This window comes from Bradyrhizobium sp. RDI18 (genome assembly GCF_043203335.1).
Classification (GTDB): Bacteria; Pseudomonadota; Alphaproteobacteria; order Rhizobiales; family Xanthobacteraceae; genus Bradyrhizobium; species Bradyrhizobium retamae.
In genome coordinates, this window is record NZ_JBICRN010000006.1 from 839,604 (window position 1) to 862,563 (window position 22,960).

A 22,960-nucleotide genomic window follows, 5' to 3' on the forward strand; every position below is an offset into this window, starting at 1 on the left:
AACGGAACGTTCTCGGAATGCTCCGCAATTTTGCCTTGTTTTTGCCAACAACCCGCCGCGATCCCAGATTCGGTTCCAAAAAATTGTGTATCCTTAGGGCCTTAAGGAACAAAGCTGTTAACGATGATTAAGGATGATTAAGAATGTCTTAATCACGGCCATTTCATTCGTATCGCTCAACCAATAGGATGTTCGCGGATGTAGCGGACAAGCTGCCGGCGGGCACGCTTGCGGTCCGCGGGGGATTATGAATCCGGCTTCGAGCTTGCGGGGGCATTTTTGCCAGAGCGGCCGGATGCGTAAGTTTAAGAGGGCTCGGACTGAACATGGCGAACAATCCCAAGAAGGTCAAAGATCCCACTGAAGTCGCGCTCTCCGCCATTCAGGAAGCGCTCAACATCAGCGATACGACCGGCGACGTCAGCCGAAATTCGATCGGCGGCGAACTCACGCAGCCGATCATGCCCTCCGCCGCGCCGCCCTATTCAGAAACGCAGTTCGACACGCGCGCAGGCGCCGAGCGGCCGGCGTTTGATCCGATCGAAGAGCCGCGCGGCTCCCCGCCGCGCCGCCAACGACGATCGCGAAACCATCGGACAGATTCTGCAGGCGATCCAGAAGAACCATCCTGCCCGCAGCGTCTACACGCTTGCCACCGCGTTTGGCGGCGTCTGGGTACTCGGTTGCGCCCTTCTGACCGTCAGCTTCCTGCCCTCGCTGCAGGCGGCGATCGGACAGAGCGGCGGCGTGCTGGTGCTCGCCGGGCTTGCGGCGTTGTTCTTTGCGCCGGTGCTCTTGTTCTACTTCCTCGCCAGCCTTGCCTGGCGCGGCCAGGAAATGCGGATGATCGCGCAGTCGATGGCGCAGGTCGCGATCCGCTTCTCCGAGCCGGAGGGGCCGCCGCCGATTCGATGGTGACTGTCGGTCAGGCAATCCGCCGTGAAGTCGCCGCGATGGGCGACGGTGTCGAGCGCGCGATCGCCCGCGCCGGCGAGTTGGAAACGCTGGTCGCCAATGAAGTCGCAGCGCTGGAGCGCGCCTATAGCGACAACGAAGTTCGCATTCGCGCGCTGCTGCAGGACATCGCCCATCAGCGCGACAATCTGGTCGGCCAGGCCGAGCAGGTTCGCAGCGCCATCTCCGGCGTCCAGATCGACTTGCGCCACGACATCGCGCTGATCTCGGACGCGATCGCCTCGCGCGTCGACGAGGTCGCAAAAAGCATCACCGGCGCACTGGAAGAGCGCGGCCAGCACATCACGAGCGCCTTGAGCCATGCCGGCGACAACATGATCCTCGCGCTCGGCGAGCGCGGCGGCGATCTGCTCGATCGTCTGGAAGAAGCCAGCGCCGAGACAACGCGTGCCGTGCTCGACGCTTCCGAGCGGCTGACCACCAGCCTCAACTTCAAGACCGGGCACGTCCATGACGAGTTCGTCGATCTGGCCGATCGCGTCCACGAGATGCTGAACGAGCGCCTCGATCGCATCACCAGCGAATTCGAGCAGCGCTCCTCGACCATCGTCGACGGCATCTCGGACCGCACCGAGCAGGTCCACGACCCTGAAGAATTCGTCCGACTCGCTCTTGCTCGAACTCGAGTTGCGCTCAGGTGATCTCGTCAGCAAGATCGACGACGCCGGCAACCGCCTCGCGAGCCGCATTCTCACCTCCGGTGACAAGGCCAGTGACGCACTGGACGTGACCGTGAACACGCTGGTCGCCAAGGTGATCAGCCAGACCGAGAACGCGCACGACAGCCTCGCCCTGCAGATGAACGCTTTCGACGAGCTGGTGAAGAACCAGGGCTCGGAGCTTTCGGAAAAGTTCGCCCGCGACAGCGGCACGCTGGGCGCGCTGATCACGCGGCACATCTCCGAATTCGACCGCACCGTCAAAACCTTTGGCGGCGAGATCGTTGAGCGCATGGGCCAGCGGACCCAGGAGATATCGGACAACCTGAAGAACTACGTCGACACTTTCGACACCCGCCTGGTCTCGAACAGCGGCGAGATCACCGCTTCGCTCGATCAGCGGCTGCTGCAGTTCGAAACCCAGCTCGGCACCCGGGTCAACAGTCTCGACGCTTCGCTCGACAACAAGATCAAGTCGTTCGACGAGACCATCGACGGTCGCCTGAAATCGCTGGAAACCACTTTCGACACCCGCGCCAAATCCGTCACCGAAACCATCGACGGCCGCCTCGGCACGCTGGCAACCTCGTTGACCGACGGCGCGGCGCAGGCGATCCAGTCGATCGACCAGCGGCTCACCTTGCTCACCTCCTCGCTGACCGAGGGCACCGCACAGGCGATTGCCGCGGTCGACCATCGCATTGCCAACGTCACCGAGACCATCGACGGTCGCAGCGCCCATTTGACCGACATCATCCAGGCGCGGTTCCAGGAAATTCATCAGGGCATCGAAACCCGCGTCGGCGACATTGCCAACGGCGTCGAGACCAGGGTCGGCGCCATCGCCAGCGACATCGACACCCGCGTGGCGCAGTTTGAGGACCTGCTCGGTTCGCGCATCGAGGCTGTGGCCGGCCGGATCGAAAGCAGCGGCCGCCAGGCCAGCGAAGATCTGATATCGCGCGCCGAAATGCTTTCCTCCGGCATCAAGTCGCATGTCGAGGACGCCGAGCGTTCTCTGACCAACCTCGTGGTCAATACCTCCGAGACCATCCAGACCGGCGCACGCAGCGCGCAGCAGGCGCTGCTGACGGTTTCCTCCGATGTCGGCGCACAACTCAAGCTGACCTCGGCCGAGGTCGAGGCCGCCCTCACCGCGGTGGGCACCGGCGCGGCCACTTCGATCCTGACCAGCGCCAAAGATGCCCAGACCACGCTGGTGTCCGCGTCCTCCGAGGCTGCCGCCCAAATCAAATCTCTCGCCGCCGACGTCGAGCGCACCCTCTCGGCCGCAGGCGACGCCACGGCCGCATCGGTTCTCGCCGGCGCGCGCGAGGCGCAGACCACGCTGGTGACCGCGTCCACTGAGGCCGCAAGCCATGTCAAGTCGCTCGCCATCGACGTCGAGCGCTCGCTGTCGGTCGCCGGGACGGCAACCGCCGAAGCCGTTACCGCAGGTGCACGTGAAGCACAGAGCACGTTGGTCGCCGCCTCTACCGAGGCCGCCAATCAGGTCAAGTCGCTTGCAGCCGACGTCGAGCGTTCGCTCTCGGTCGCCGGCACGGCAACCGCCGAGGCCGTCACCGCAGGTGCCCGTGAAGCACAAAGCACGCTGGTTGCCGCCTCCACCGAGGCCGCCAATCAGGTCAAGTCGCTTGCGGCCGACGTACAACGTTCGCTGTCGATCGCCGGAACGGCGACCGCCGAAGCGATCACGGCAGGCGCCCGCGAGGCCCAGAATACCCTGATCAACGCGTCCGCCAACGCATCGACCCAGGTCAAGGCGCTCGCCGCCGACATGGAGCGTTCGCTCTCGATGGCCGGCAATGCCACCGCCGAATCGATCACGTCGGGCGCACGCGAAGCCCAGAACGCGCTGATCACGGCGTCGACGGAAGCCGCCAACCATGTCAAGTCGCTCGCGATCGACGTCGAACGCACGCTGACTTCCGTCGGCACCGACACTGCGGCCTCCATCCTCGGCACCGCGCGCGAAGCCCAGAACTCGTTCTCTGCGACCTCCGCCGAGGCCGCCAACCAGATCAAGGCGATCGCCGCCGACATGGAGCGTTCGCTCGGCGTCGTCACCGCCAGCACAACCGATACCATCCAGACCACCGCGCAGAACGCGCAGAGCGTGCTGGTCGCCGCAACGAACGAGGTCAGCTCCAAGGTCAAATCGACCTCGGCCGATATCGAACGTTCGGTACTCGCCGCGAGCAGCAATTTCGGCTCGACGATGACCGGCAAGACCGACGAAATCGTCACCTACGTCCAGCAGCAGACCGACCGTCTGGCGCAGATCGTCGACAGCCGCCGCGGTTCGTTGGTCGAGGCGCTCAGCGCCAGGACCACGCAACTGACGACAGACATCGACCGTGTCACCGGCGACGCCCTGAAATCGATCGAAACCCGCGGCCAGGCGTTCTCGCAATCGATGTCGACCCACGGTTCGGAAGTCGCGCGCACGATTACCACCGCAGGCGACCTCGCCACCGGCGCGGTAGCCAAGTCGCTGAAGGACCTCGAGCAGGCGTCGCGCTCGGCCATCGACCAGTCGCGCCAGGTATCGATCGCCGCCGTCACCGAAATGCAGGAGACCAGCAAGATCCTGCGCACCGACACGGTGGCGCTGTTCGAGCGGCTGCGTGAAGGCAACATCCTGCTGCAGGAAGTGCTGACCGGCGCACACGACAATCTCAACTCGCTGGAACGCGCGCTGGTGACCCGCGTGGCCGACTTCGTATCCGCGATGAACGACGTCACCGCCCGCAACGGCGTCGCGACCCAGACGCTGGAAGACCAGTTGACCGTGTTCAACTCCAAGACGACGAAGGCGCTGGAGGATCTCGGCGCGCTGTCGAGCGAGTTCGAAAAACACGGCAAGGAGCTGGTCGAAGCAGCCGACGTGGTCGAACAGGCCAACCGCTCCACCTCGACGTCGGTCGCCGACCGCAAGTCGCAGCTTGAATCGCTGGTGACCACCATCGACCTGCGCACAACCGACCTCGACCAGCGGCTGTCGCGCTTCACCGGCCTGCTCGACGAATCGCTTGCCGCGGCGGAAGAACGCGCCCGCGATATCGCGCGCGTCGTGGCGGAGACCGCCGGCGCAGGATCGGCCGCGATTAGCCGCCAGTTCGAAGCCGTACGCGCTGCGGCCGAGAACGAGCGGCAGCAGACCCTCGACGCCATGAACGATCTTTACCAACAGAGCACGCATGAAACCGATGCGATGTTCAAGCAGTCGACCGAGAAGTTCGCTGCGATGGTACAGTCCATGAAGCAGATGGCCGCCGAAATGCATCAGGAACTCGAGGCGACGCGCAACGAGCTGCGCCGCGGCGTGCTCGAGATGCCGCAGGAGGCGGCCGACAACACCGCGCAGATGCGCAAGGTGATCGTCGACCAGATCGAGGCGCTTGCCGAGCTCAACCGGATTGTCGCCCATCATGGCCGCGGTCTCGACGTCGTGACTGCCGGCCGCGCCAGCGTGCAACGCCAGGAAGAGCCCGTGATGGCAGCGGCCGCCGGCGGCCGCAACGAAGTGCGGATGCGCGACGCCGGCAGCGCATCGACGCTACCGCCACCGGATCTCGGCATGCCCGCCCCGCGCCGCGCCGAAGCCCCCCGGTCAGTCCGGTGAGCCAGGATGCTGGACGCGGCGACGGATGGCTGTCTGACCTGCTCCACCGCACCGACGCAGGTACGGGACGCGAGGCTCCCCGTGGCCGCTCGCCGCAGACCCCGGTCAATCCGCTGGAGTCGCTGTCGCTCGACATCGGCCGGCTGATGGATCAGGATCTCGCCGCCGAAATGTGGGATCGCTACCAGCGTGGCGAGAGCAAGGCGTTCAGCAAACGCCTCTACACGCCGGCCGGCCAGAAGGCGTTCGATGAGGTCGCCCGCAAATATCGCGCCGACCGCAGCTTCAAGCAGACGGTCGATCGCTATATCGCGGAGTTCGAACGGCTGTTGGACGAAGTTGCACGCGAGGATCGCGGGCCGCAGGCGCTGCGCGGCCACCTCACCTCGGAGACCGGGCTGGTCTACACCCTGCTCGCGCACGCAGCGGGACGGCTGGGGTAAGCGCTGCGAATAGCGCGTGGCAAATAGCGAATGAAAACGGAGGCCTCGCGGCCTCCGTTTAGTTTTTCAACCACAATCGAAGATGCGGCGCTCGCCGTCATTGCGAGGAGCCACCGGATTCGGCCTTGGCCGGCCCGATGATAAACTCCGCGACGAAGCAATCCATTCTTTCCTGCGCGGAGGCATGGATTGCTTCGCTTAGCCTGTCATCACTACGCGAGCGCTATTGCGCTCGTTGCGGGGCGCGCATTCGCGCGACCCGTTGGCTCGCAATGACGCGGCGAAAGCGCGGTTTCGCGGGCGATGACAGGGTACGGCGAACCATTCGCCCCCTGCTACTGCCGCTTCTGCCCGCTTGGCGCCCTTGGGGCCGCCGCGGCCGCTGGCGGCGGTGGCGGCGGTGCTGCCGCCTGGCTGTTGCTGCTGCTGCCGCCGCCGAAGATCACGCGGGTCGGGTTGCGGTCGAAATTGTTCACGGCGCGGCTGATGTCGGAGAGGGTGCGGCGGCCATCGGCCATCAGCGCGCCCGACCGCTTGTCGAAATCCTCGGCCAGTTCGCGGATCGACTTGACCATGAGATTCAACTCGCCGCCGGCGGCGCCGCCGGCGATGGTGTTGAGCCCGAGCATGAGGCTGTCGGCTTTGCCTATGACGCCATCGACCCTGAGCATGACGTTGTCGATCTTCTCGGAGTTGCGCGCGAGCGCAGCCGTGAAGGTCTCGAGGTTTCGCAGCGAGTTCTTCACCGATTCCTGATTATCGGCGACAAGCCGGTTGACGTTCTGCAGCGTGGCGCGGATCGACTCCGTGACATCCTGCAACGCGCCCGGATCGGCGGTCAGCATGGGCACGCCATCCTCATCGAGCGGCACGGCAGGAGCGCTCTCCTCGCCGCCCTTCAGCGAGATCGCCGCGACGCCGGTCAGCCCCTGGAATTCGAGACCGACGAGCGTGTCTTTCCGGATCGGGGCATTGTTCTCGACCATCGCCAGTGCGACCACGCGCCGCGGATTGTCGAGTTTGACCGAGACAACCTCCCCTATCCTAATACCGTTAAAGTTGACGCTGCCGCCGTTGCGCAACCCAGACGCCGGGCCTTCGAATACAATTCGGATCGGGCTGCGCTGCTTGGTGGTGTGCAGGCTCTGAAACCACAGCACGAAGCCGAATGCGGCGGCGATCACCGCCAGCGTGAAGGCCCCGATCAGGACGTAATTCGCCCGCGTTTCCATAATTCAAGGTACTCCGAAATCAGATCTATCCAGCGTTGCCGATAGACCCGTCATTTATCTCATGTTTGAGCACGATCTGATCCGAAAAACCGATCACACTTTTGGGGGCCCTAACCCATCACAGCGCGGGCGCGCTTGCCGTGGAAATATTGCCTCAGCCAGGGATGCTGCGAGGCCTGCATATCGGCAATCGATCCTGCGGCAATGATCTTACCGTTCCCTAAAACCGCGATGCGGTCGCAGGCCGTATAAAGGCTGTCGAGATCATGGGTTACCATGAAAACCGTCAGGCCCAAAGTACGCTGCAGGGTGCGCACCAGCTCGTCGAAATCCCCGGCGCCGATCGGATCGAGCCCCGAGGTCGGCTCGTCCAGGAACACCAGCTCGGGGTCGAGCGCGAGCGCGCGCGCCAGCGCCACGCGCTTGATCATGCCGCCCGACAGTTCGGACGGATAGCGATCGGCGACTTCGGGCCGCAGGCCCACCATGCCGAGCTTGGCCACCATGATCTCGTCAAGCAGCCGCTGCGAGACGTTGAGATATTCGCGCACCGGAAACTGGATGTTCTGCCGCACGGTAAGAGAAGAAAACAGCGCGCCTTGCTGAAACAGGATGCCCCAGCGGCGCTCGACGCCGCGGCGCTCGGAGGCGCTCGCCGCATCGAGATCGACGCCGAACACCTCGATGCGTCCACTCAGCTTGGGCACCAGACCGATAATGGTGCGCGTCAGCACCGATTTTCCGGCGCCCGAAGGGCCGACAAATCCCAAGATCTCGCCGCGCTTGACGTCGAGGTTGAGTCCGTCGAGCACCCGCGTCTTGCCGAACTGCACGGTGATGTCGCGGACCCGGATGATCGCGTCGGAAATCTCACCCACCATGGTCACATTCCGATCGACGCGAAGAAGATGGCGAACACGCCATCCATCACGATCACAAAGAAGATTCCCTTCACCACCGAAGATGTCGTGTGCTGCCCGAGCGATTCAGCGCTGCCCTGCACAGCCAGTCCCTCGACGCAGGCGACGATGCCGATGACGGCCGCCATCACCGGCGCCTTGATGAGGCCGACGATGAAATGGTCGATCGAGATGGCATCTCGTAGCCGCAGCAGGAAAGCCTCGGGCTCGACCCCGCCATAGAGCCACGCCACCAGCCCGCCGCCGTAAAGCGCCGCCATCGCTCCGAGGAACGCCAATATCGGCAATGCCAGTACCAGCGCCAGCATCCGCGGCAGGATCAAAACCTCGATCGGATCGAACCCCATGGTGCGCAGCGCGTCGATCTCTTCCCGCATCTTCATCGAGCCGAGCTCGGCGGTGTAGGCCGAACCCGAGCGTCCCGCTACCATGATCGCCACCAGGAGCACGCCGATCTCGCGCAGCACCAGCACGCCCAGCATGTCCACCACGAAGATGTCGGCGCCGAATTTGCGGAAATGGAAAATACCCTGTTGCGAAATGATACAGCCGATCAGGAACGTGATCAGCACCACGATCGGCACCGCGCGCCAGCACACTTGCTCGAGGTGATGGATGGTCGAGGTCAGGCGGAAGTGGCGGGGACGGATCAGGACATGGGCGGCCGCGGTGAGCACCGCGCCCAGCATATCGATCAGCCCGATCAAGGTGCCGCCGATGCCGGCCACGGCGCGGCCGATCTGCTCCAGCATGCCGGTGATCGTCAGTCGGTCGGTTTCGACGATTGGCTCGGCCTTCACCCGCCGCACCTCGTCGACCAGGCTGGAATAATTGGCCGAGAGCCCGGCGATCTCGGCCTCGATGCCGCCATGGGTCAGGCTGCGGCGCAGCCGCTCGATCAGCCAGGCGCCGAACGTGTCGAGCTTCGACACCTGCGAGACATCGATGGAGATGTTGGGCCGGGTGCCGCTGAGCTTCTCGGCGTCGGCGACCATTCGTTCCAGCACCGGCGCAAAGCGCGCCGTCCAGGAGCCGGCTGCACACAGCGCCAGCCCGTTGCCCCTGGCTATCCGCTCCAATGTCGGGTCGCCGCTCACCAATGCCCACCCTTCGGCCGATACCGATGCGAATCCCTTGGGTTCCGCATGCCGTATTGCCTTGTCGAATCTGTCCCTAACCAGCCATACTTGGTAGCGGCGGGCAAGCTTGCGGTTCAGAAAATTGCCAGATTTTAAAATGACTTCCGGCCTATCTCGAAGGTTTGCCGTCAGCATCGAACGCTGGCCCATCGCAGGCGCGTTCACCATCAGCCGCGGCGCCAAAACCGAAGCGGTCACCGTCGTCGCCGCCGTGAGCCAGGGGGACTGTACTGGGCGCGGCGAATGCGTGCCCTACCCGCGTTACGGCGAGACGGCGGAAGCGACGCTTGAAGCCCTTAATGCGATGCAGGAACCTCTTGCCAAGGGACTGGACCGAGCGGCGCTGCAGGCGGCGATGCCGGCCGGCGCCGCCCGTAACGCGCTGGATTGCGCGCTATTGGATTTTGAGGCCAAGAGCTCCGGCCAACGGATATGGACACTGCTCGGACGGCCGGCGCCGCGCCCCCTGCACCACCGCCTTCACGATTTCGCTGGGCACGCCGGAGGCGATGGCGTCGGCAACGGCCAAGGCCGCGCATCGGCCGCTCTTAAAGATCAAGCTCGGCGGCGATGGCGATGACGCGCGGATTGCGGCGGTACGCAAGGCAGCCCCCAGAATCCGAATTGATCGTCGATGCCAACGAAGCCTGGACGGCGGACAATCTCGAATACCACCTCGCCGCCTGCGCCAACGCCGGCGTCACGCTGGTCGAGCAGCCGCTGCCGGCCGGGCGCGACGAGGCGTTGGCCCGCATCAAGCGCCCGGTCATGGTCTGCGCCGACGAAAGTGTGCATGACCGCGCCTCGCTGGAAGGCCTGCGCACGCGCTACGATGCCGTCAACATCAAGCTCGACAAGACCGGCGGGCTGACGGAGGCGCTCGCAATGGCGGATGCCGCCCAGGCGCTCGGCTTCGAGATCATGATCGGCTGCATGGTTGCGACCTCGCTGGCGATGGCGCCAGCCATGCTGCTCGCGCAGCAGGCGAGATCTCGTCGATCTCGACGGCCCCCTGTTGCTGGCGCGCGACCGCGACGGCGGCCTGCGCTACGACGGCAGCCTGGTCTATCCGCCAGAAGCCGCCTTGTGGGGCTGACGCGCGAGCCGGTCCCGCGCCAGCCAGACCACCAGCCCGCCGAGAGCGGCCATCGCCGCCATCACGTAGTAGATGCCTTGTCCCCAGGTCTCGTAGATCGTGCCTGACGCGACCGAGGCGAGGCCGGCGACGATGCCGCCGCAGGCGGTCAGATAGCCCTGTGCGCGCGCCATCACGTGGCCGGGCACGTGATGCAGCATCAATCCCATGATGCCGACCTGCGTCAGCCCGAAACTCAGCGCATGCGCGAGTTGGACAATCGCAAGGATAGCGAGCGGCAGGTCCTGCGCCGTTAACACCCAGCGCGCGGCCGCGCTCAGCGCTGCGATCACCACCAGCATCGACGGCTGCAGGGTGAACCGCGGCGACAGGGCGAACAGCACGATCTCGGCGATCACGCCGAGCACCCACAGAACTGCAATCGTCAGTCCGTCGAACCCTGCTTGTTGCCAGGCAATCGACGCAAAAATGTAATAGGCGGCATGGCTGCCCTGGATCAGCGCCGACGCCACGATGATCGCGATAAAGCCGCCGTCGCGCAGCAGCGCGGTCGCGTCGCCGGCGGCCGGGCGAACGGCCCTGACGTCATCCAGCGGCTCCAGCGCAAGGCTGGCCAGCGCCCCGAGCGCCGCCGAGCCGGCGATGATCCAGATCAGGTTTCGGGCGGCGATGAGGTCGAGCAGCATTCCGCAAACCAGCGCACCGAGGACAAAGGCCGCCGAGCCCCACAGTCGCAGCGGTCCGTAGTTGAGGCCGTAGCGCTTCACTCCCCGTAACGCATAGGCATCGGTAAGCGGCACCATAGGCGTCCACAGGCAGCAGGTCAGCGCGTAGATCAGGAACACCAGCACAGGCAGATGCTGGGTGCCCAGCACGAAAAAGCCCAAAGCGGTGGCAAAGGCGGTCAAGATGATGCCGCCGCGCAAGGCCTGCCGCCGTTCCGCAAGGCCCGTCACCACCGGAAGGACGGTGAATCGGCTCACCGGCGGCACGGCCGTGATCAGCCCTATCCAAAACGCATCGATCCCGACGGCCTTCAACCATACCGTGAAAAACGGAAGATGGGCGCCGGTCATGCCGAACAGCGTGCCGTAAAACAGCGCCACCCGGGTCGCGAATCGCTTCGATGCACCTTGAGAAGCGATGGGGATTTGTGATTCGCTTGGCATCAATTCAATTGCGATTCGGTCAATATCGTGTTGTTTCGTTATCGCAATGCGCGCCGATTTGCGCGAAGAGTTTGACATGGCCGACGAAGCATTCGCCCTTTCGCCGATCTCAGCACGCGCCGCGCTGCCGAGCGAGGAGGACTATGCTGCAATCGCCGAAGCCTTCATGGAGACGTCGCGGGGCCGCTGGTTCCTGACCGAATACGCCAAGCGCAACCGCAACGCCGACACCCGCATGGTGCTGGACGCGGTGGCGCGGATCGAGCAAAGCCTCACCGCCCAGCGGGAAGAGACCCTTCAGCGAGAAGCAAACCTCCAGCGGGAGGAAGGCCTTTCGGCGCAGCAGGCGGCCGAGGCCGTCGCAGCGGCAGCCGCGGCGCAAGAGCGCCTGACCGAGGCGCTTGCCGCCATTCGCGGCGCCGTCGAGGCGGCCGAGGAATCCGCGGTCGAGGCGCTCGACAGCCTTGCACTGGAGCAACGGCTGGCCCCGGTCCGCAAGGGCGCGCGGGTGCTGCGCGAAATCGCCTGGCGGCTCCGGGAAATCGGCAATGACGGGCGAATTTGCGACCTGATCGATTCGCAGGTCACCGTCATCGAAAAGGGCACCGAACAGTTCTCCTCCGAGGAGGCGCGAGCAGCGCTGCGTGCGGCCTTCGCCGCCCTCCAGGGCCGGCTGGTGGAATTCGGGGACGAGGACCAGTCGTCAGCGCCGGCTGCCGAGCCCGAGGCGGCATCGCCCTTCCCGGCCGCGCAGGAAACTTCCCTGGCAGCCGAGCCAGCCTTCGCGCAGGAAGCACCGGAAGCTGCCGAGACGGCATTCGCTTCGATGGCCGCATCCGCAGAGGCCGCGCTTGCGGCGGCGGAAGCCGCGCTGACGGAAGCGGAAACGCCGCTGGCTGCCGAAAGCGCCACCGCTCCAGGAGGCTTCGGTCCAAGATACCTCTGTGCAAGACGCGACCGTCCGGCACGCGGCTGCCCAAGACGTTGATGCGCGGGACGCTGATGCGCAAGACGAGGCGGTCCTCGACATGATCGCCATGGAGATGGGCGCGCCGGATCCGATCAGCGACGAGGAGATCGCCGAAGCGATAGCCGAGCAGGTCCGTCTGGCGGAGCCTGCGCCGATTGCTCCCAAGATCGTGCCCGAACCGGTCGCCACACCGTCGTCGCCGCCGGTCCAACAGACGGTTCAGTCGCCTCCGGCGCCCGTTGCCGCACCGGCACCCGCCGCGGCAGTAGAAGTGTCGCTCGGCTCGACCCTCATCGCGAGCGGCATATTGCGAAAGCCGGTCACGGCGGCGAACGACCCGCTGGCACCGATCCGGCGCATGAGCCAAGCCGAGAAGATCGCGTTCTTTTCATAAGAGCTCTGCGCCGCCGCCTGGAAACCGCGCCGGCTTCCATGACGCGTCGGCAGCAAAGTGGGGCACCAGATCGCCCGGACGTCCCTAACTGAAAAAGAGAGCGAGATGACGATCTCGAAGAAAAGCCATCTCGCTCTAGTAGGCAGGAGGAGCTACGCGCTTCGGGTGGTAGGCTGCCACGCATAAGCCAACCACCCGATGCCATGGGAAATCAGATCGACGCCGAGCAGCAATCCGAGGACCCACAAGCCGGTCATCGGAAATCCAGTCAGAATGACGAGGCCAGCCAATATGCCGAACGCGCCGGATAGCAGCATGATCCAGCCCGCCTCTCGCCAATGGCTGATGCCGATCAGGATGCGGACGAAACCGGAAATCAGCAACACCAGGCCGAGGACGTAGGTGAGAATCAAGGCGCTGGCGACCGGCTGGCCCACCAGCACGACGCCAAAGGCGATGTACAGGATGCCGAGAAGCACCTGCCATACGAAACCTCCCCATCCCTTGGTCCAGAATGCATGGACGATCTCGAAGGCGCCGGCGACGATCGAAACCCAGCCGATGAAGATGGTGCTGATCACGGTGACGAGCATGACGTCGCCGAGAACCAGGAAGCCCGCCAGGATCAAGGCGAGTCCAAGCAGAACACAGATCCAGAACGGCGGCGCAGGCAGGTTGGTGACGCCCGTCGGCGAGCTGTTGTCAATTGTGGTCATGTCAGCCTCCTCACTTCACGTCTCATCGCAGCCTCGAGCAGCGTGGCCATCACCGCCATCGCCAGCCGCACCGGCGACGGCCGCGGTGCCACCAGCAGACCCAACGGCGACGCCGACGACGATGCCAGTGAGGGGAGGACGCGACGGCCGCGTGGGCGGCCGTCCCGGTGGCCGTCCAGCCGATGGTCCAGGCGGCCGCGTGCCAGGGCCTTGAGCCTCGAGCTTGAAATCTCCGGCGTCCTTTCCAGGATCCTTCTGCACCGCGAGCGGCGCCGCCTCGGCCATGCCTGGTGGCAGGCTTGTGGCCAGGCCGATGGTCACGGCACCGCACACCAGAGCCCGCAGCGCAGCGCGACGGTCGATTGCATCCATCGTTGTTCTCCTTCTTGGGACGACCCTTTCCTCGCATGCTCGTGCTGATCAGCCGGACCTCAATCGGGTGCCGGGCGCATCGCTCGGTATCTCGCCCGGCAGATAATTCGGAAGCCGGCCCGCCGGGATGATCGCCAGCAGCGCAAGACCGGCCATGATCAATAGTCCGATCTTCAACGCACGCAGCCGCGCTTCGGTATTCACGCGGACCGCTTCCTCGACCTGCTGCGGCGTCGCGGTCGTTCCTTCCATCACGCTGCGCAGCCGGTCGTTGCTGACGAAGGTGATGTTGTCGAGATCGACCTGGCTCTGGATCTCCTTCGGCAGCACGGGGCTGGCCGCGATGCTGCTGAGCGCGATCGCACTCAACAGACCGACCAGAAGTGCACCCGCCACCGCCGTTCCAACCGCAGCGGCAAGATTTTGCGTGGTGCCGCGCAGCGACCCGACGTCGCCTGCAAGCTCCTTGGGCGAGGCGGTCACCAGCACGTTGAACAACAGCGTTACCAGCGAGCCCTGCCCGATCCCGAACAGCACCAGGCCGATCAGCACAGGAATCTCGCTCCAGTCGTTGCGCACGACAACGGCCAGCCACACCAGACCAACCGTGCACAGCAGGAAGCCGTAGCGGCCGATCTGCCGCGGCGTCAGCCGGTCGTAGACATTGACGATAAGCATCGCCGTGAAGAACACCGTCAGATTGAACGGCATCATCGCAATCGCGGTCGCAAGCGGCGAGCGGCCCTGCACGATCTGAATGTACAACGGCACTGGAGAAATTAAGCGCCGCCTCCAGCGCGACCACGGCAAACAGCGCATAGACCGCGCAGCGCTCTTCCGGCGAGTCGATCACCTCGAGCGCCAATAGCGGGGTCTTCCCGGCGGCCTGACGCCGATGCGTCCACATCAGGAATGCCTGCCCGAGCACGACGCCGAGAACGATCATGATCGGCGCCGGCGAAAGGCCAAGCAGGTCGAACGGCGCATTGGCGGTGGCCAGCGCTAGTCCCCATCCATTCAGATTGTTGAAGCCGAAACTGATGAGAACGATCGCCGATGCCGCCAGAACCACACCGAAGAAATCGATATGCACATCCGGGCGGCCATAGTCGCGCTTGAGACGGAAGCTCAGAAGGAACACAATCGCAGAAGCCGCGATCAGGATACCGAATGCCGGGCGCCAGCCGATATAGGTGCCGAGCACGCCGCCGATGATGAACGCCAGCACGCCGGCCGCCGCGCGCGCGGAGCCGAGCGCACCCACCGCCGTCGCCTGCTGCCTTCCCGTGTAATTCTCGGCAATCAGCGCCACCAGCGACGGCACGATCACGGAGCCGGCCGCGCCGCAAAGCGCTTGCGCCGTGATCATCAACGTCGCCGTAGGACTGAATGTCATCAGTATCTGCGACGCGCAGAACAGGATGACGGCGAAGCGGAACACTTGCAACGCGCCGAACCGCTGGGCGAGCTTTGCGCCGAGCATCACGAAACCGGCAACAAGCATGGAATAGGCCACGATGCCGGTCGCAACCGTCGTCGGCGGGACGCCAAAACTCTTCACCATCCCGCCGAGCGCCACCGGTAGCGAGGCGACGTTGTAGGACATGATCATCTGGCCGAGCGCGATGGCGATCATCGGTACCCATGACTCCCGCGCACCTTCTCGGATTGCTCCGATCGACATCGAGTGCGTCGCCATGGTGTCCTCCCGAGCGGCTCGGTTCCGGATCGATCAAGCTATCGGCTCGATCAATCCCCTCTTTGCATCTGCTTCAGTTTTCCGGTTGCGATACGAACAGATCCATTCCCAGCCGCTGCGACAGGAATTTTGCCGCGAGTTGCCCTTTCACGCTGTTGCCGGCCGCGTCGAGCGGCGGCGCGAAGGTACCGAAGCCGCCCTTGCCGGGAGAGACCGCGACGATGCCGCCACCAATCCCGCTCTTGCCGGGCAGGCCGATGTCGTAGAGCCAGTCGCCCGAGGTCTCGTATAGGCCGGCGGTAATCATCACGGTCAGCGCGTAGTGGCAGACCGCAGCATCCACCACGCGCTGCCGGGTAACCGGATTGACGCCGCCGTCCGCCAGCGTCGCGCCCATGACCGCCAGATCTCTGGCGCTTACGTTGAGTGAGCACTGCCGAGTGTAGAGATCGGTCGCCTGCTTGGCGTCGCAATAAATGCGGTCGTAGCTCTGCAGCAGCCGGGCGATACTGCGGTTGCGATAGTTGGTTTGCGACGCCGAGGCGTACACCTCTTCATTGAGCGTGAGCTTGCGCCCGGCAAACCGTGACAGCCCGTCGTGAATGAATTGCCATTGGCCTTCAGCCGTCAGGCCCGGCACGAGGCTGGTGGTCGCGATCGCGCCCGCGTTGACCATCGGGTTGGTGCGGCCACCGCCCTGCTCGATGGCCGCGAGGGAGTTGAACGGCAATCCGGTGGCGTTCGCCCCAAGTCTTCTGCGCGCCTCTTCCGGGCCGATCGTCTCGCAAACAAGCGCGAACACGAACGGCTTCGATACGCTCATGATCGAGAATTCGTATTCGGTGTCGCCGGCCTCGTAGACGCGCCCACTGGTGCCGGCGACGCAAATCCCGAACAGTTCGCGGGGAACCCTGGCAAGGGCCGGATAGACCTGTGAATTTTGTCCCTCGCCATTCGACTTGAAGCGCCGATGGGCGTCGGACACCAACCTCTGCACCATATCCGGCTCAGGCAGATGTCCCGTCGAGATGTACGGCCGTTCTGATCGTTCCGAGATCAAGCGTGAGTCCATGGGACTCCTCCACCCGGCCGCTCGCAGCGGTCGAGCGGTCGGCAACGCAAATTACACGCCGATAGGCGGTCTGCGTTGACCGCCTCAGCTTCCTCTCATTGCAACTGAGCAAACGCTCGAAAGTGCATCGAGTCAATCATACAACCTTAAAGTAGCTTTTTGCCCGCTACAAAGCTTTGTGATGAGTCGCATGATGCTGATCATGTATCGACAAACCTCGGCGAATTAAAAACCAACTTGACCGAGCGCGCTGTCACGGTCTGGTGGGAGCGATCAGCGAACCGTGTTCCGCTCTCTCGCAGGTTGTGATACGGTCAAAACCATGCCGTGCGCCGCCAAGGCGAAGCTGCCTGCCGTTGGCAACCGCGGCTCTGCGGGATCGTCCTGATCGGCCGATTTGGTGTCGAGCCCTCGCGCGCCGCATATGATGTTTGCGCCGGTGTTCGTCCCGCTGTTCGTGCAGTTGGCCGTCGATCCGGCGGCGGTTCTGGCGGCATATCGGGTCGGAGACGGGCCGATGAACTCGATCACTCCGCTCAATCCTTACTTCGCGCTCGTCGTCGGCTTTGCCCAGAAGTACGACCGCAAAGCAGGCGTCGGCACCGTCATCGCGCTGATGCTGCCCTATGTGCTCTGGATGTCCGCACTTCGGACCCTTCTTTTTGTCGCGTGGTACCTGTTGGGCCTCCCCTGGGGCGTTTAGCCGGAGACGGCGCGAGCGGAAGGATGCGGTATTGAGCAATGACGAAGCCGATCTCCGAGCGACACGTTACGAAAGCCGCAGAGAATATCCTGGTCGATCCGCGCAACGGCGATATCGAGGATGATGCCGCCAGTCCGGGACAGCGGTCGCTGCTGGCAATCGCCGGAAGCCTGCTGGTTGAAATCAGTTTGCCGAAGCTCTTGTTCGCCTGGACGGTCTTGCTGTTGTTGCCGTCGGTGTTGCTCGGTCTGGCGCCGTTGCTGGCTTCGGCCTGGTTTTCCACCTTGTCGGAACAGCTTGCGGCGCTGACCGAAATCGGCACCGCGCTGTTATTTGCCGCGATCGTCGCGGTGGGATGGATCGGATGGCGCCCGCTGCTTCGGATCGCCGAGATCAATTTCTGGTCGCTCAATGCGCTCGCGGTCCAGCCCGGCTATGCGTTTGCGCGCGAAGCCTTGCGTCATCTGACGGAACTGATCGTTGGAAAAAACTTCACCCCTGCCGGTCGGGCGCGCTTGCGCAGCGCCAATTCGGTTGGCGCCGGTATCATGTTGTCCGCATGCGCGGTGGTGATCGCGATACTCGCCTGGCCTGCCTCGCGTTGGGCTGGTAACTGGAGCGATCTGCTCTTGCTGCATCGGCTCGCCGTGCCCACGCTTGCGAATGCCGTCGTACTGATGGCGGGTTATCTGGCGGTCGCATCGCTGGTTTGGGGTTTTGCCGATGCCAGCATGCCTCAACCGCTAGATCTTGCCATGTTCGATGCCGCCTCGGCCGAGGGCCGGACTTGGCGCGTTGCGCATCTGTCGGATCTTCACGTGATCGGCGAGCAATATGGCTTTCGCATCGAAAGCGGGCGGGCTGGTCCGCGCGGCAATGGCCGGCTCAATCGAATCCTCGCGCGGCTGGCCGCCATCCACGCCAGCAATCCGCTCGATCACGTTCTGATCACGGGCGACATGACCGACGCCGGTCGCGCCAGCGAATGGGCGTTAGTCCTCGAAGCATTGGCGCGCCACCCGGAGCTTGCCGCGCGCACGATCCTGTTGCCGGGCAATCACGACGTCAACATCGTCGACCGCGCCAATCCGGCCCGGCTCGACCTGCCGTTCAGCACCGGCAAACGGCTGCGGCAAATCCGGACGCTGTCGGCGATGGCGGCCGTGCAGGGCGAACGGGTGCACGTCGTCGATGCCAAGGGAAGACCGGCCGCTACGCTGCAACAGGCGCTGGCGCTGCACCGCGACGCGATCGTGGCCGTTGCGGAGTCTGGAGGCTTGCGCCGTGTCGCCGCGCTGCGCAGCCTCTTCGACGACCAGTTTCCGATGATCCTGCCGCCGGAGCCGGAAGATGGCCTCGGAATAGCTATCCTGAACTCGAATGCAAAGACCCACTTTTCCTTCACCAACGCGCTCGGACTGGTCTCCGTCGAACAGGCGCATCGCCTCGAGGCAGCCATCGAATATTTTCCACGGGCGCGCTGGATCGTCGCATTGCACCACCACCTGGCGGAATATCCCATGCCGGTAAAAGCATTTTCCGAGCGCATCGGAACGGCGCTGATCAACGGCAGTTGGTTCGTCCGCAGATTGGAAGCGCTGGGAGATCGCGCCGTCGTGATGCATGGCCACCGTCATATCGACTGGATCGGCGCGTGCGGCGGGCTAAAGATCATCTCCGCTCCGTCGCCTGTGATGGGTGCGACCGACGCTGCGGCGACGTACTTCTATATTCATTCGCTTACGGCCGGCCATGATGGCCGGCTGGGCCTGTTGCCGCCCGAGCGGGTAGAGATCGAAGGCGAGACAGCCGACTAGAGCTTGCCGGGTTTCTCCGGCTCCGGTCCACCGAGCAGATCAGCAATCCAGTGGCTCGACGGATGCTGCGCACAGAAGGTGAGTATGGCGAGCGCGATGGGCACGCCGATGAAGGTCCCGAACAGGCCCCACAGGAACGTCCAGAAGAAGATCGCAAATAGCACCACCACCGGCGAGATCGACAACAGGCTGCCGGCCACCCGCGGCTCGATGTAGCTGCCGACCGCGAATTGAATGATGTTCAGGCACACGAACACGCCGAGCACCGCCGGCCAGGTCTCGAACTGCGTCATCGCCAACAGGGTTGGAAACAGTGTCGCAACGAACGGGCCGATGAACGGGATATAGTTCAGCACGAACGCGATCACGCCCCATTCGAACGCGAATGGCAGCCCGGTAATCCAGGCGAAGCCGCCGACCAGCAGGCCGGTGACCGCGCTCATCTGCGTCCGCACCAAAAGGTACTTTCGGAATTTCGCCGCGGTCGCTTCGCTGCCGTCGAGCAGCAGGCGTGCTGCAGTACGGTTATCCAGCCGTTCGATGTTTCGCCTGATGCTCTCGACTTCGAGAAGCCCCAGCATGACGTAAACCAGCGCAATCACCCAAAAGCTGAGCGTCGTGTTCACCCGTCCGGTGACATATTGCGTGGCGCGCAGCAGCCAGCTTACGTTGAAATGTTCAGCCCACAGGCCCGCAACCGAGACGCCGTGGCCGTCCAGCCAATTTACGGCCGCCGTATAAAGGGCCTGGTAGCGCCCCAGGTCGGCGAGCAGTGATTGCCCTACCCGACCAAATCCCCAGGCTGCGAGCGAGGCGAAGCCGAGGCAGACCGCCACGGTGGCGATGATGGTGATCGCCAGCGCGGCAAGTTTTGGCATCCAGGACTGCAACTGCTTCTGGATCGGCCACACAATCGCAATGATGAACAATGCCGCCGCAAGCGGCGCGAACACACTGCTCGCCTGAGCCAGCGCCGCCGTGACCAACACGGCCGCGATAACTCCTGCGGTGGTCTTTAGTCCGGCGCCCATTTCGGGTTCCTCCGACCGTGGAGCAACCCGAGATTGTCAGCGGCATCGTGCGGCGGCAAGCGTGGAAGTGCCGCGCGCTGCAACCGTGACCGCGGTCACGTACGACGGCCCGCACCCGGCTTAGCTTGCCAGCAGCAAATCTCGCAACGAGGTCTCGCCTGAGGAGGCAGCCATGTCCCGCTTTAAGTCACTGCTAATGGGTGCCGGCCTGCTGGCAGGCCTGTTCGGCTTCGCTGGTGCGGCGTTGGCCGAAGCCCCGAACGTCGACATCCGCAACGGCATGCAAACGCCGCCGGCCGACCAGCGCGTCGCGCTGGTGATCGGCAATTCGAATTACCAGATCGCGCCAAAGCTCGCCAATCCCGGCAACGACGCACAGTCGATGGCGCAGCTTTTGAACTCTGCCGGCTTCGAGGTCACCCAGGCCACCGACCTGACGCGCAGCGACATGGTCAAGGTCGTGCAAGACTTCTCCGCCAGGGTCGCCGAGCGCGGCCCCGGCACCGTCGCCATGATCTATTATGCCGGTCACGGCGTGCAGGTCGCAGGCGAGAACTATCTGCTTCCGGTCGATGCGAAGATCGCTTCGCCGTCCGATCTTGACGGCAATTCGGTCCGGCTGGTCGACGTGATGGGTACGCTGGAATCGATCCCGAGCCGGATGCGCATCGTGGTGCTCGATGCCTGCCGCAACAATCCGTTCCCCGAGATCAACGACGCCGGGCGCGGCTTGGCAATCGTCGATGCACCCCGAGGCTCGATCGTCGGCTACTCGACCGCGCCGGGCATGGAAGCGCAGGACGGCGACGGCAACCACAGCCCGTATACGTCAGCTTTCCTGAATGTCGCACGCGAGCCGAACCTGCCGATCGAGCAATTGTTCAAGCGCGTCCGGCTCGAAGTGAACAACACCACCTCCGGAAAGCAGACACCGTGGGAAAGTTCGTCGCTGACCTCCGACTTCTATTTCTTCGGCGATACCGCGGTCGCCGCAGGCCGCGCGCCGGATCGCCGCCCGACTATCCAGACCGCCTCGAATCTGCCGTCGCGTTCGGTGCGCCAGGCTTACGACTACGTGCTGTCGGAAGGCTCGCCCGAGTACTATGAGGAATTCATCCGCCTTTACCCGCACGATCCGCTGTGCGACCACATCCGTCTGCTGCTCGGCAATCTGCGGATGGCGACGGCGTGGCACAAAGCGGTGGTTGCCAACTCGCCGTTTGCCTACAAGACGTTCCATGACAATTATTCCAGCAGCCCCTACGCCAAGTCCGCGCTGAAGCTGCAGGTCGCACCGAAGGCCGTGCCCCTGATGCAGTTCACGCATCTGGCGAAGCAGTCTCCGACGTTCAAGCCGGGCAACATCGGCAATTCACCCATCCTCGGCATCTCCAAGCACAATCTTGGTGCCCAGGCCCACATGCCGGTGCCTTCCAAGATCATCACGCTGCCTCGCCAAGGGCACGGCAACGAAAAACCCGATCAATGGCATCAACAACGGCAACACGGGCAAGGTCACGACCCTGCCTGGCAAGCTCACTGGCAATAGTAATGGCATTGGCGGAAAGGCCACGACCCTGCCCGGCAAGATCAACCCGATCCCTGTCAATGCCAGCAACAGCAGCAGCAAGGTCGGCAAGGTCACGACCTTGCCGCCCAGGATTCATAACAATCCGATACGGGTCACCAAGCCCATCACGACCAAACCCATGATGACGAGGCCCATGATGACGACCGCGCCGCGTCGGTTCAGCGGCGGCATGGGCGGCGGAGGAGGTTTCAGCCAGCGCTTCGCCTCAAGCCCGTCCCGCAGCTCGTTCGGCGGCGGCTTCAGGCGCTGAACACGGAGCTCCGGACAGCAAAAAAGCGGGCAGAGCACATGCTCTGCCCGCTTTCGTTTAAGACGTGATGATCAGGCGACCAGTTTGGCGAACAGGTCCGCGTCGACGTTGCCACCGGAAAGCACGATGACGACGTTCTTTCCCCTGGCATCGATGCGGCCGGCCAACAGTGCGGCGAGGCCGACAGCCCCGCCGGGCTCGACCACCAGCTTCAATTCCCGGTAGGCATAGGCCACCGCCGCGCCGACTTCCTCGTCGGATGCGGTCACGCCGGCTGCGAGCAGCTTGCTGTTGATCGAGAAGGTGAGTTCGCCCGGCATCGCCGCCATCAGCGCATCGCAGATGGTGCGGCCGGCGGCGTGATGGGCCTCGCGATGGCCGGCGCGGAGCGACAGGCCGTGATCGTCATAGTCCTTGGGCTCGGCGACAATCACCTGCGCTTGCGGAAATTTTGCTTTCACGGCCGTCGCGACGCCGGCGATCAGCCCGCCGCCGGAGGCCGGCGCTACCACGATATCGGGCACGAGCCCGAGCGCTGTCATGTCCTCGGCGATTTCGCGGCCCGCAGTGCCCTGCCCTGCAATGACGAAGGGATCGTCATACGGCCGGACCAGCGTCGCACCGCGTTTGCTGGCGATGCCGTTGGCGATCGCTTCGCGGTCCTCCTTGTCGCGGTCGTAGAGCACCACCTCCGCGCCATAGCCCTTGGTGCGCTCGCGCTTGGTGATAGGCGAGTCCGCCGGCATCACGATGGTGGCCTGCATGTTGAGGATCTGCGCCGCCGCCGCCACGCCCTGGGCGTGGTTGCCGGAGGAGAATGCGACCACCCCGCCGCCGCGCTTGTCCTGCGGGATCGAGGCCAGCTTGTTGAAGGCGCCGCGGAACTTGAATGATCCGGTCCGCTGCAGCATTTCGGGCTTCAGAAAGACCTTGGTCCCGACGCGCTCGTTGAGAACGGGGAACGACAACAGCGGCGTCCGCACCGCGAACGGGCCAACTACGCGCGCCGCCGCATCGATATCTGCAGCACCGACCGGTGCCGTTGAGGCTTTTTCCGTCATGCGCA

General features: G+C 64.2%; 15 protein-coding genes and 3 pseudogenes. 7 read left to right on the plus strand and 11 right to left on the minus strand.

The features are described from left to right. Positions 1–326 precede the first annotated feature (326 nt). Positions 327–5,723: pseudogene (locus tag ACFXS9_RS05095) on the plus strand (hypothetical protein). Between the two features lie 335 nt (positions 5,724–6,058). Here the strand turns inward: ACFXS9_RS05095 and ACFXS9_RS05100 are convergent. The 3 genes from ACFXS9_RS05100 to ACFXS9_RS05110 form a co-directional block, all read right to left on the minus strand. After that, positions 6,059–6,955 carry an MlaD family protein gene (locus tag ACFXS9_RS05100; RefSeq protein WP_392685674.1) on the minus strand — a complete coding sequence of 299 codons (897 nt, stop codon included), beginning with the start codon at positions 6,953–6,955 and terminating at the stop codon, positions 6,059–6,061. A gap of 110 nt (positions 6,956–7,065) precedes the next feature. Beyond that, positions 7,066–7,836 carry an ABC transporter ATP-binding protein gene (locus ACFXS9_RS05105; RefSeq protein ID WP_065749298.1) on the minus strand — a complete coding sequence of 257 codons (771 nt, stop codon included), beginning with the start codon at positions 7,834–7,836 and terminating at the stop codon, positions 7,066–7,068. Positions 7,837–7,838: 2 nt separating this feature from the next. Further along, positions 7,839–8,972 carry an MlaE family ABC transporter permease gene (locus ACFXS9_RS05110; RefSeq protein ID WP_392685677.1) on the minus strand — a complete coding sequence of 378 codons (1,134 nt, stop codon included), beginning with the start codon at positions 8,970–8,972 and terminating at the stop codon, positions 7,839–7,841. A 139-nt stretch (positions 8,973–9,111) separates the two neighbouring features. Here ACFXS9_RS05110 and dgcA point away from each other — a divergent pair. Continuing rightward, positions 9,112–10,110, plus strand: a pseudogene (dgcA, locus tag ACFXS9_RS05115) (N-acetyl-D-Glu racemase DgcA). Here the strand turns inward: dgcA and ACFXS9_RS05120 are convergent. Beyond that, on the minus strand, positions 10,080–11,279 hold the full coding sequence (locus ACFXS9_RS05120) for an MFS transporter (protein WP_392685680.1): 1,200 nt from the start codon (positions 11,277–11,279) through the stop codon (positions 10,080–10,082). The pseudogene dgcA and the gene ACFXS9_RS05120 overlap by 31 nt on opposite strands. Before the next feature lie 76 nt (positions 11,280–11,355). On the opposite strand from ACFXS9_RS05120, the gene ACFXS9_RS05125 reads away from it, so the two are divergent. After that, positions 11,356–12,267 (plus strand): hypothetical protein, encoded by a 912-nt coding sequence (locus ACFXS9_RS05125; RefSeq protein ID WP_392685683.1) that lies wholly within the window; start codon positions 11,356–11,358, stop codon positions 12,265–12,267. Between the two features lie 49 nt (positions 12,268–12,316). After that, positions 12,317–12,643 (plus strand): hypothetical protein, encoded by a 327-nt coding sequence (locus tag ACFXS9_RS05130; protein ID WP_392685686.1) that lies wholly within the window; start codon positions 12,317–12,319, stop codon positions 12,641–12,643. A 152-nt stretch (positions 12,644–12,795) separates the two neighbouring features. Here the strand turns inward: ACFXS9_RS05130 and ACFXS9_RS05135 are convergent, their stop codons facing one another. The 5 genes and pseudogenes from ACFXS9_RS05135 to glsA all read right to left on the minus strand — a co-directional run bounded on the left by ACFXS9_RS05135 (position 12,796) and on the right by glsA (position 16,502). Then, positions 12,796–13,359 carry an HdeD family acid-resistance protein gene (locus tag ACFXS9_RS05135; protein ID WP_392685689.1) on the minus strand — a complete coding sequence of 188 codons (564 nt, stop codon included), beginning with the start codon at positions 13,357–13,359 and terminating at the stop codon, positions 12,796–12,798. A gap of 15 nt (positions 13,360–13,374) precedes the next feature. Next, a complete protein-coding gene (locus tag ACFXS9_RS05140) occupies positions 13,375–13,731 on the minus strand; it encodes a hypothetical protein (protein WP_392685692.1) in 357 nt (118 codons plus the stop codon). Between the two features lie 48 nt (positions 13,732–13,779). Beyond that, entirely contained in the window at positions 13,780–14,502 is a 723-nt protein-coding gene (locus ACFXS9_RS05145; protein WP_392685694.1) for an MFS transporter, read from the minus strand. A gap of 178 nt (positions 14,503–14,680) precedes the next feature. After that, positions 14,681–15,430, minus strand: a pseudogene (locus ACFXS9_RS05150) (MFS transporter); the annotation flags it as partial. Between the two features lie 73 nt (positions 15,431–15,503). Next, complete coding sequence (gene glsA / locus ACFXS9_RS05155) at positions 15,504–16,502, minus strand: glutaminase A (RefSeq protein ID WP_392685696.1); 999 nt, start codon at positions 16,500–16,502, stop codon at positions 15,504–15,506. A gap of 397 nt (positions 16,503–16,899) precedes the next feature. On the opposite strand from glsA, the gene ACFXS9_RS05160 reads away from it, so the two are divergent. Beyond that, complete coding sequence (locus ACFXS9_RS05160; RefSeq protein WP_392685699.1) at positions 16,900–17,205, plus strand: AbgT family transporter; 306 nt, start codon at positions 16,900–16,902, stop codon at positions 17,203–17,205. A gap of 38 nt (positions 17,206–17,243) precedes the next feature. Next, entirely contained in the window at positions 17,244–19,022 is a 1,779-nt protein-coding gene (locus ACFXS9_RS05165; protein ID WP_392685701.1) for a metallophosphoesterase family protein, read from the plus strand. On the opposite strand, the gene ACFXS9_RS05170 is transcribed toward ACFXS9_RS05165, so the two are convergent. After that, the gene (locus tag ACFXS9_RS05170; RefSeq protein WP_392685704.1) at positions 19,019–20,053 is read right to left on the minus strand and encodes an AI-2E family transporter; all 1,035 of its coding nucleotides are present in this window, start codon (positions 20,051–20,053) and stop codon (positions 19,019–19,021) included. The two genes, ACFXS9_RS05165 and ACFXS9_RS05170, sit on opposite strands and share 4 nt — an antisense overlap. A gap of 172 nt (positions 20,054–20,225) precedes the next feature. On the opposite strand from ACFXS9_RS05170, the gene ACFXS9_RS05175 reads away from it, so the two are divergent. Continuing rightward, on the plus strand, positions 20,226–21,602 hold the full coding sequence (locus ACFXS9_RS05175) for a caspase family protein (protein ID WP_392685707.1): 1,377 nt from the start codon (positions 20,226–20,228) through the stop codon (positions 21,600–21,602). A 363-nt stretch (positions 21,603–21,965) separates the two neighbouring features. On the opposite strand, the gene ACFXS9_RS05180 is transcribed toward ACFXS9_RS05175, so the two are convergent. Then, positions 21,966–22,955 (minus strand): threonine/serine dehydratase, encoded by a 990-nt coding sequence (locus tag ACFXS9_RS05180; RefSeq protein ID WP_392685710.1) that lies wholly within the window; start codon positions 22,953–22,955, stop codon positions 21,966–21,968. Between the last annotated feature and the right edge of the window lie 5 nt (positions 22,956–22,960).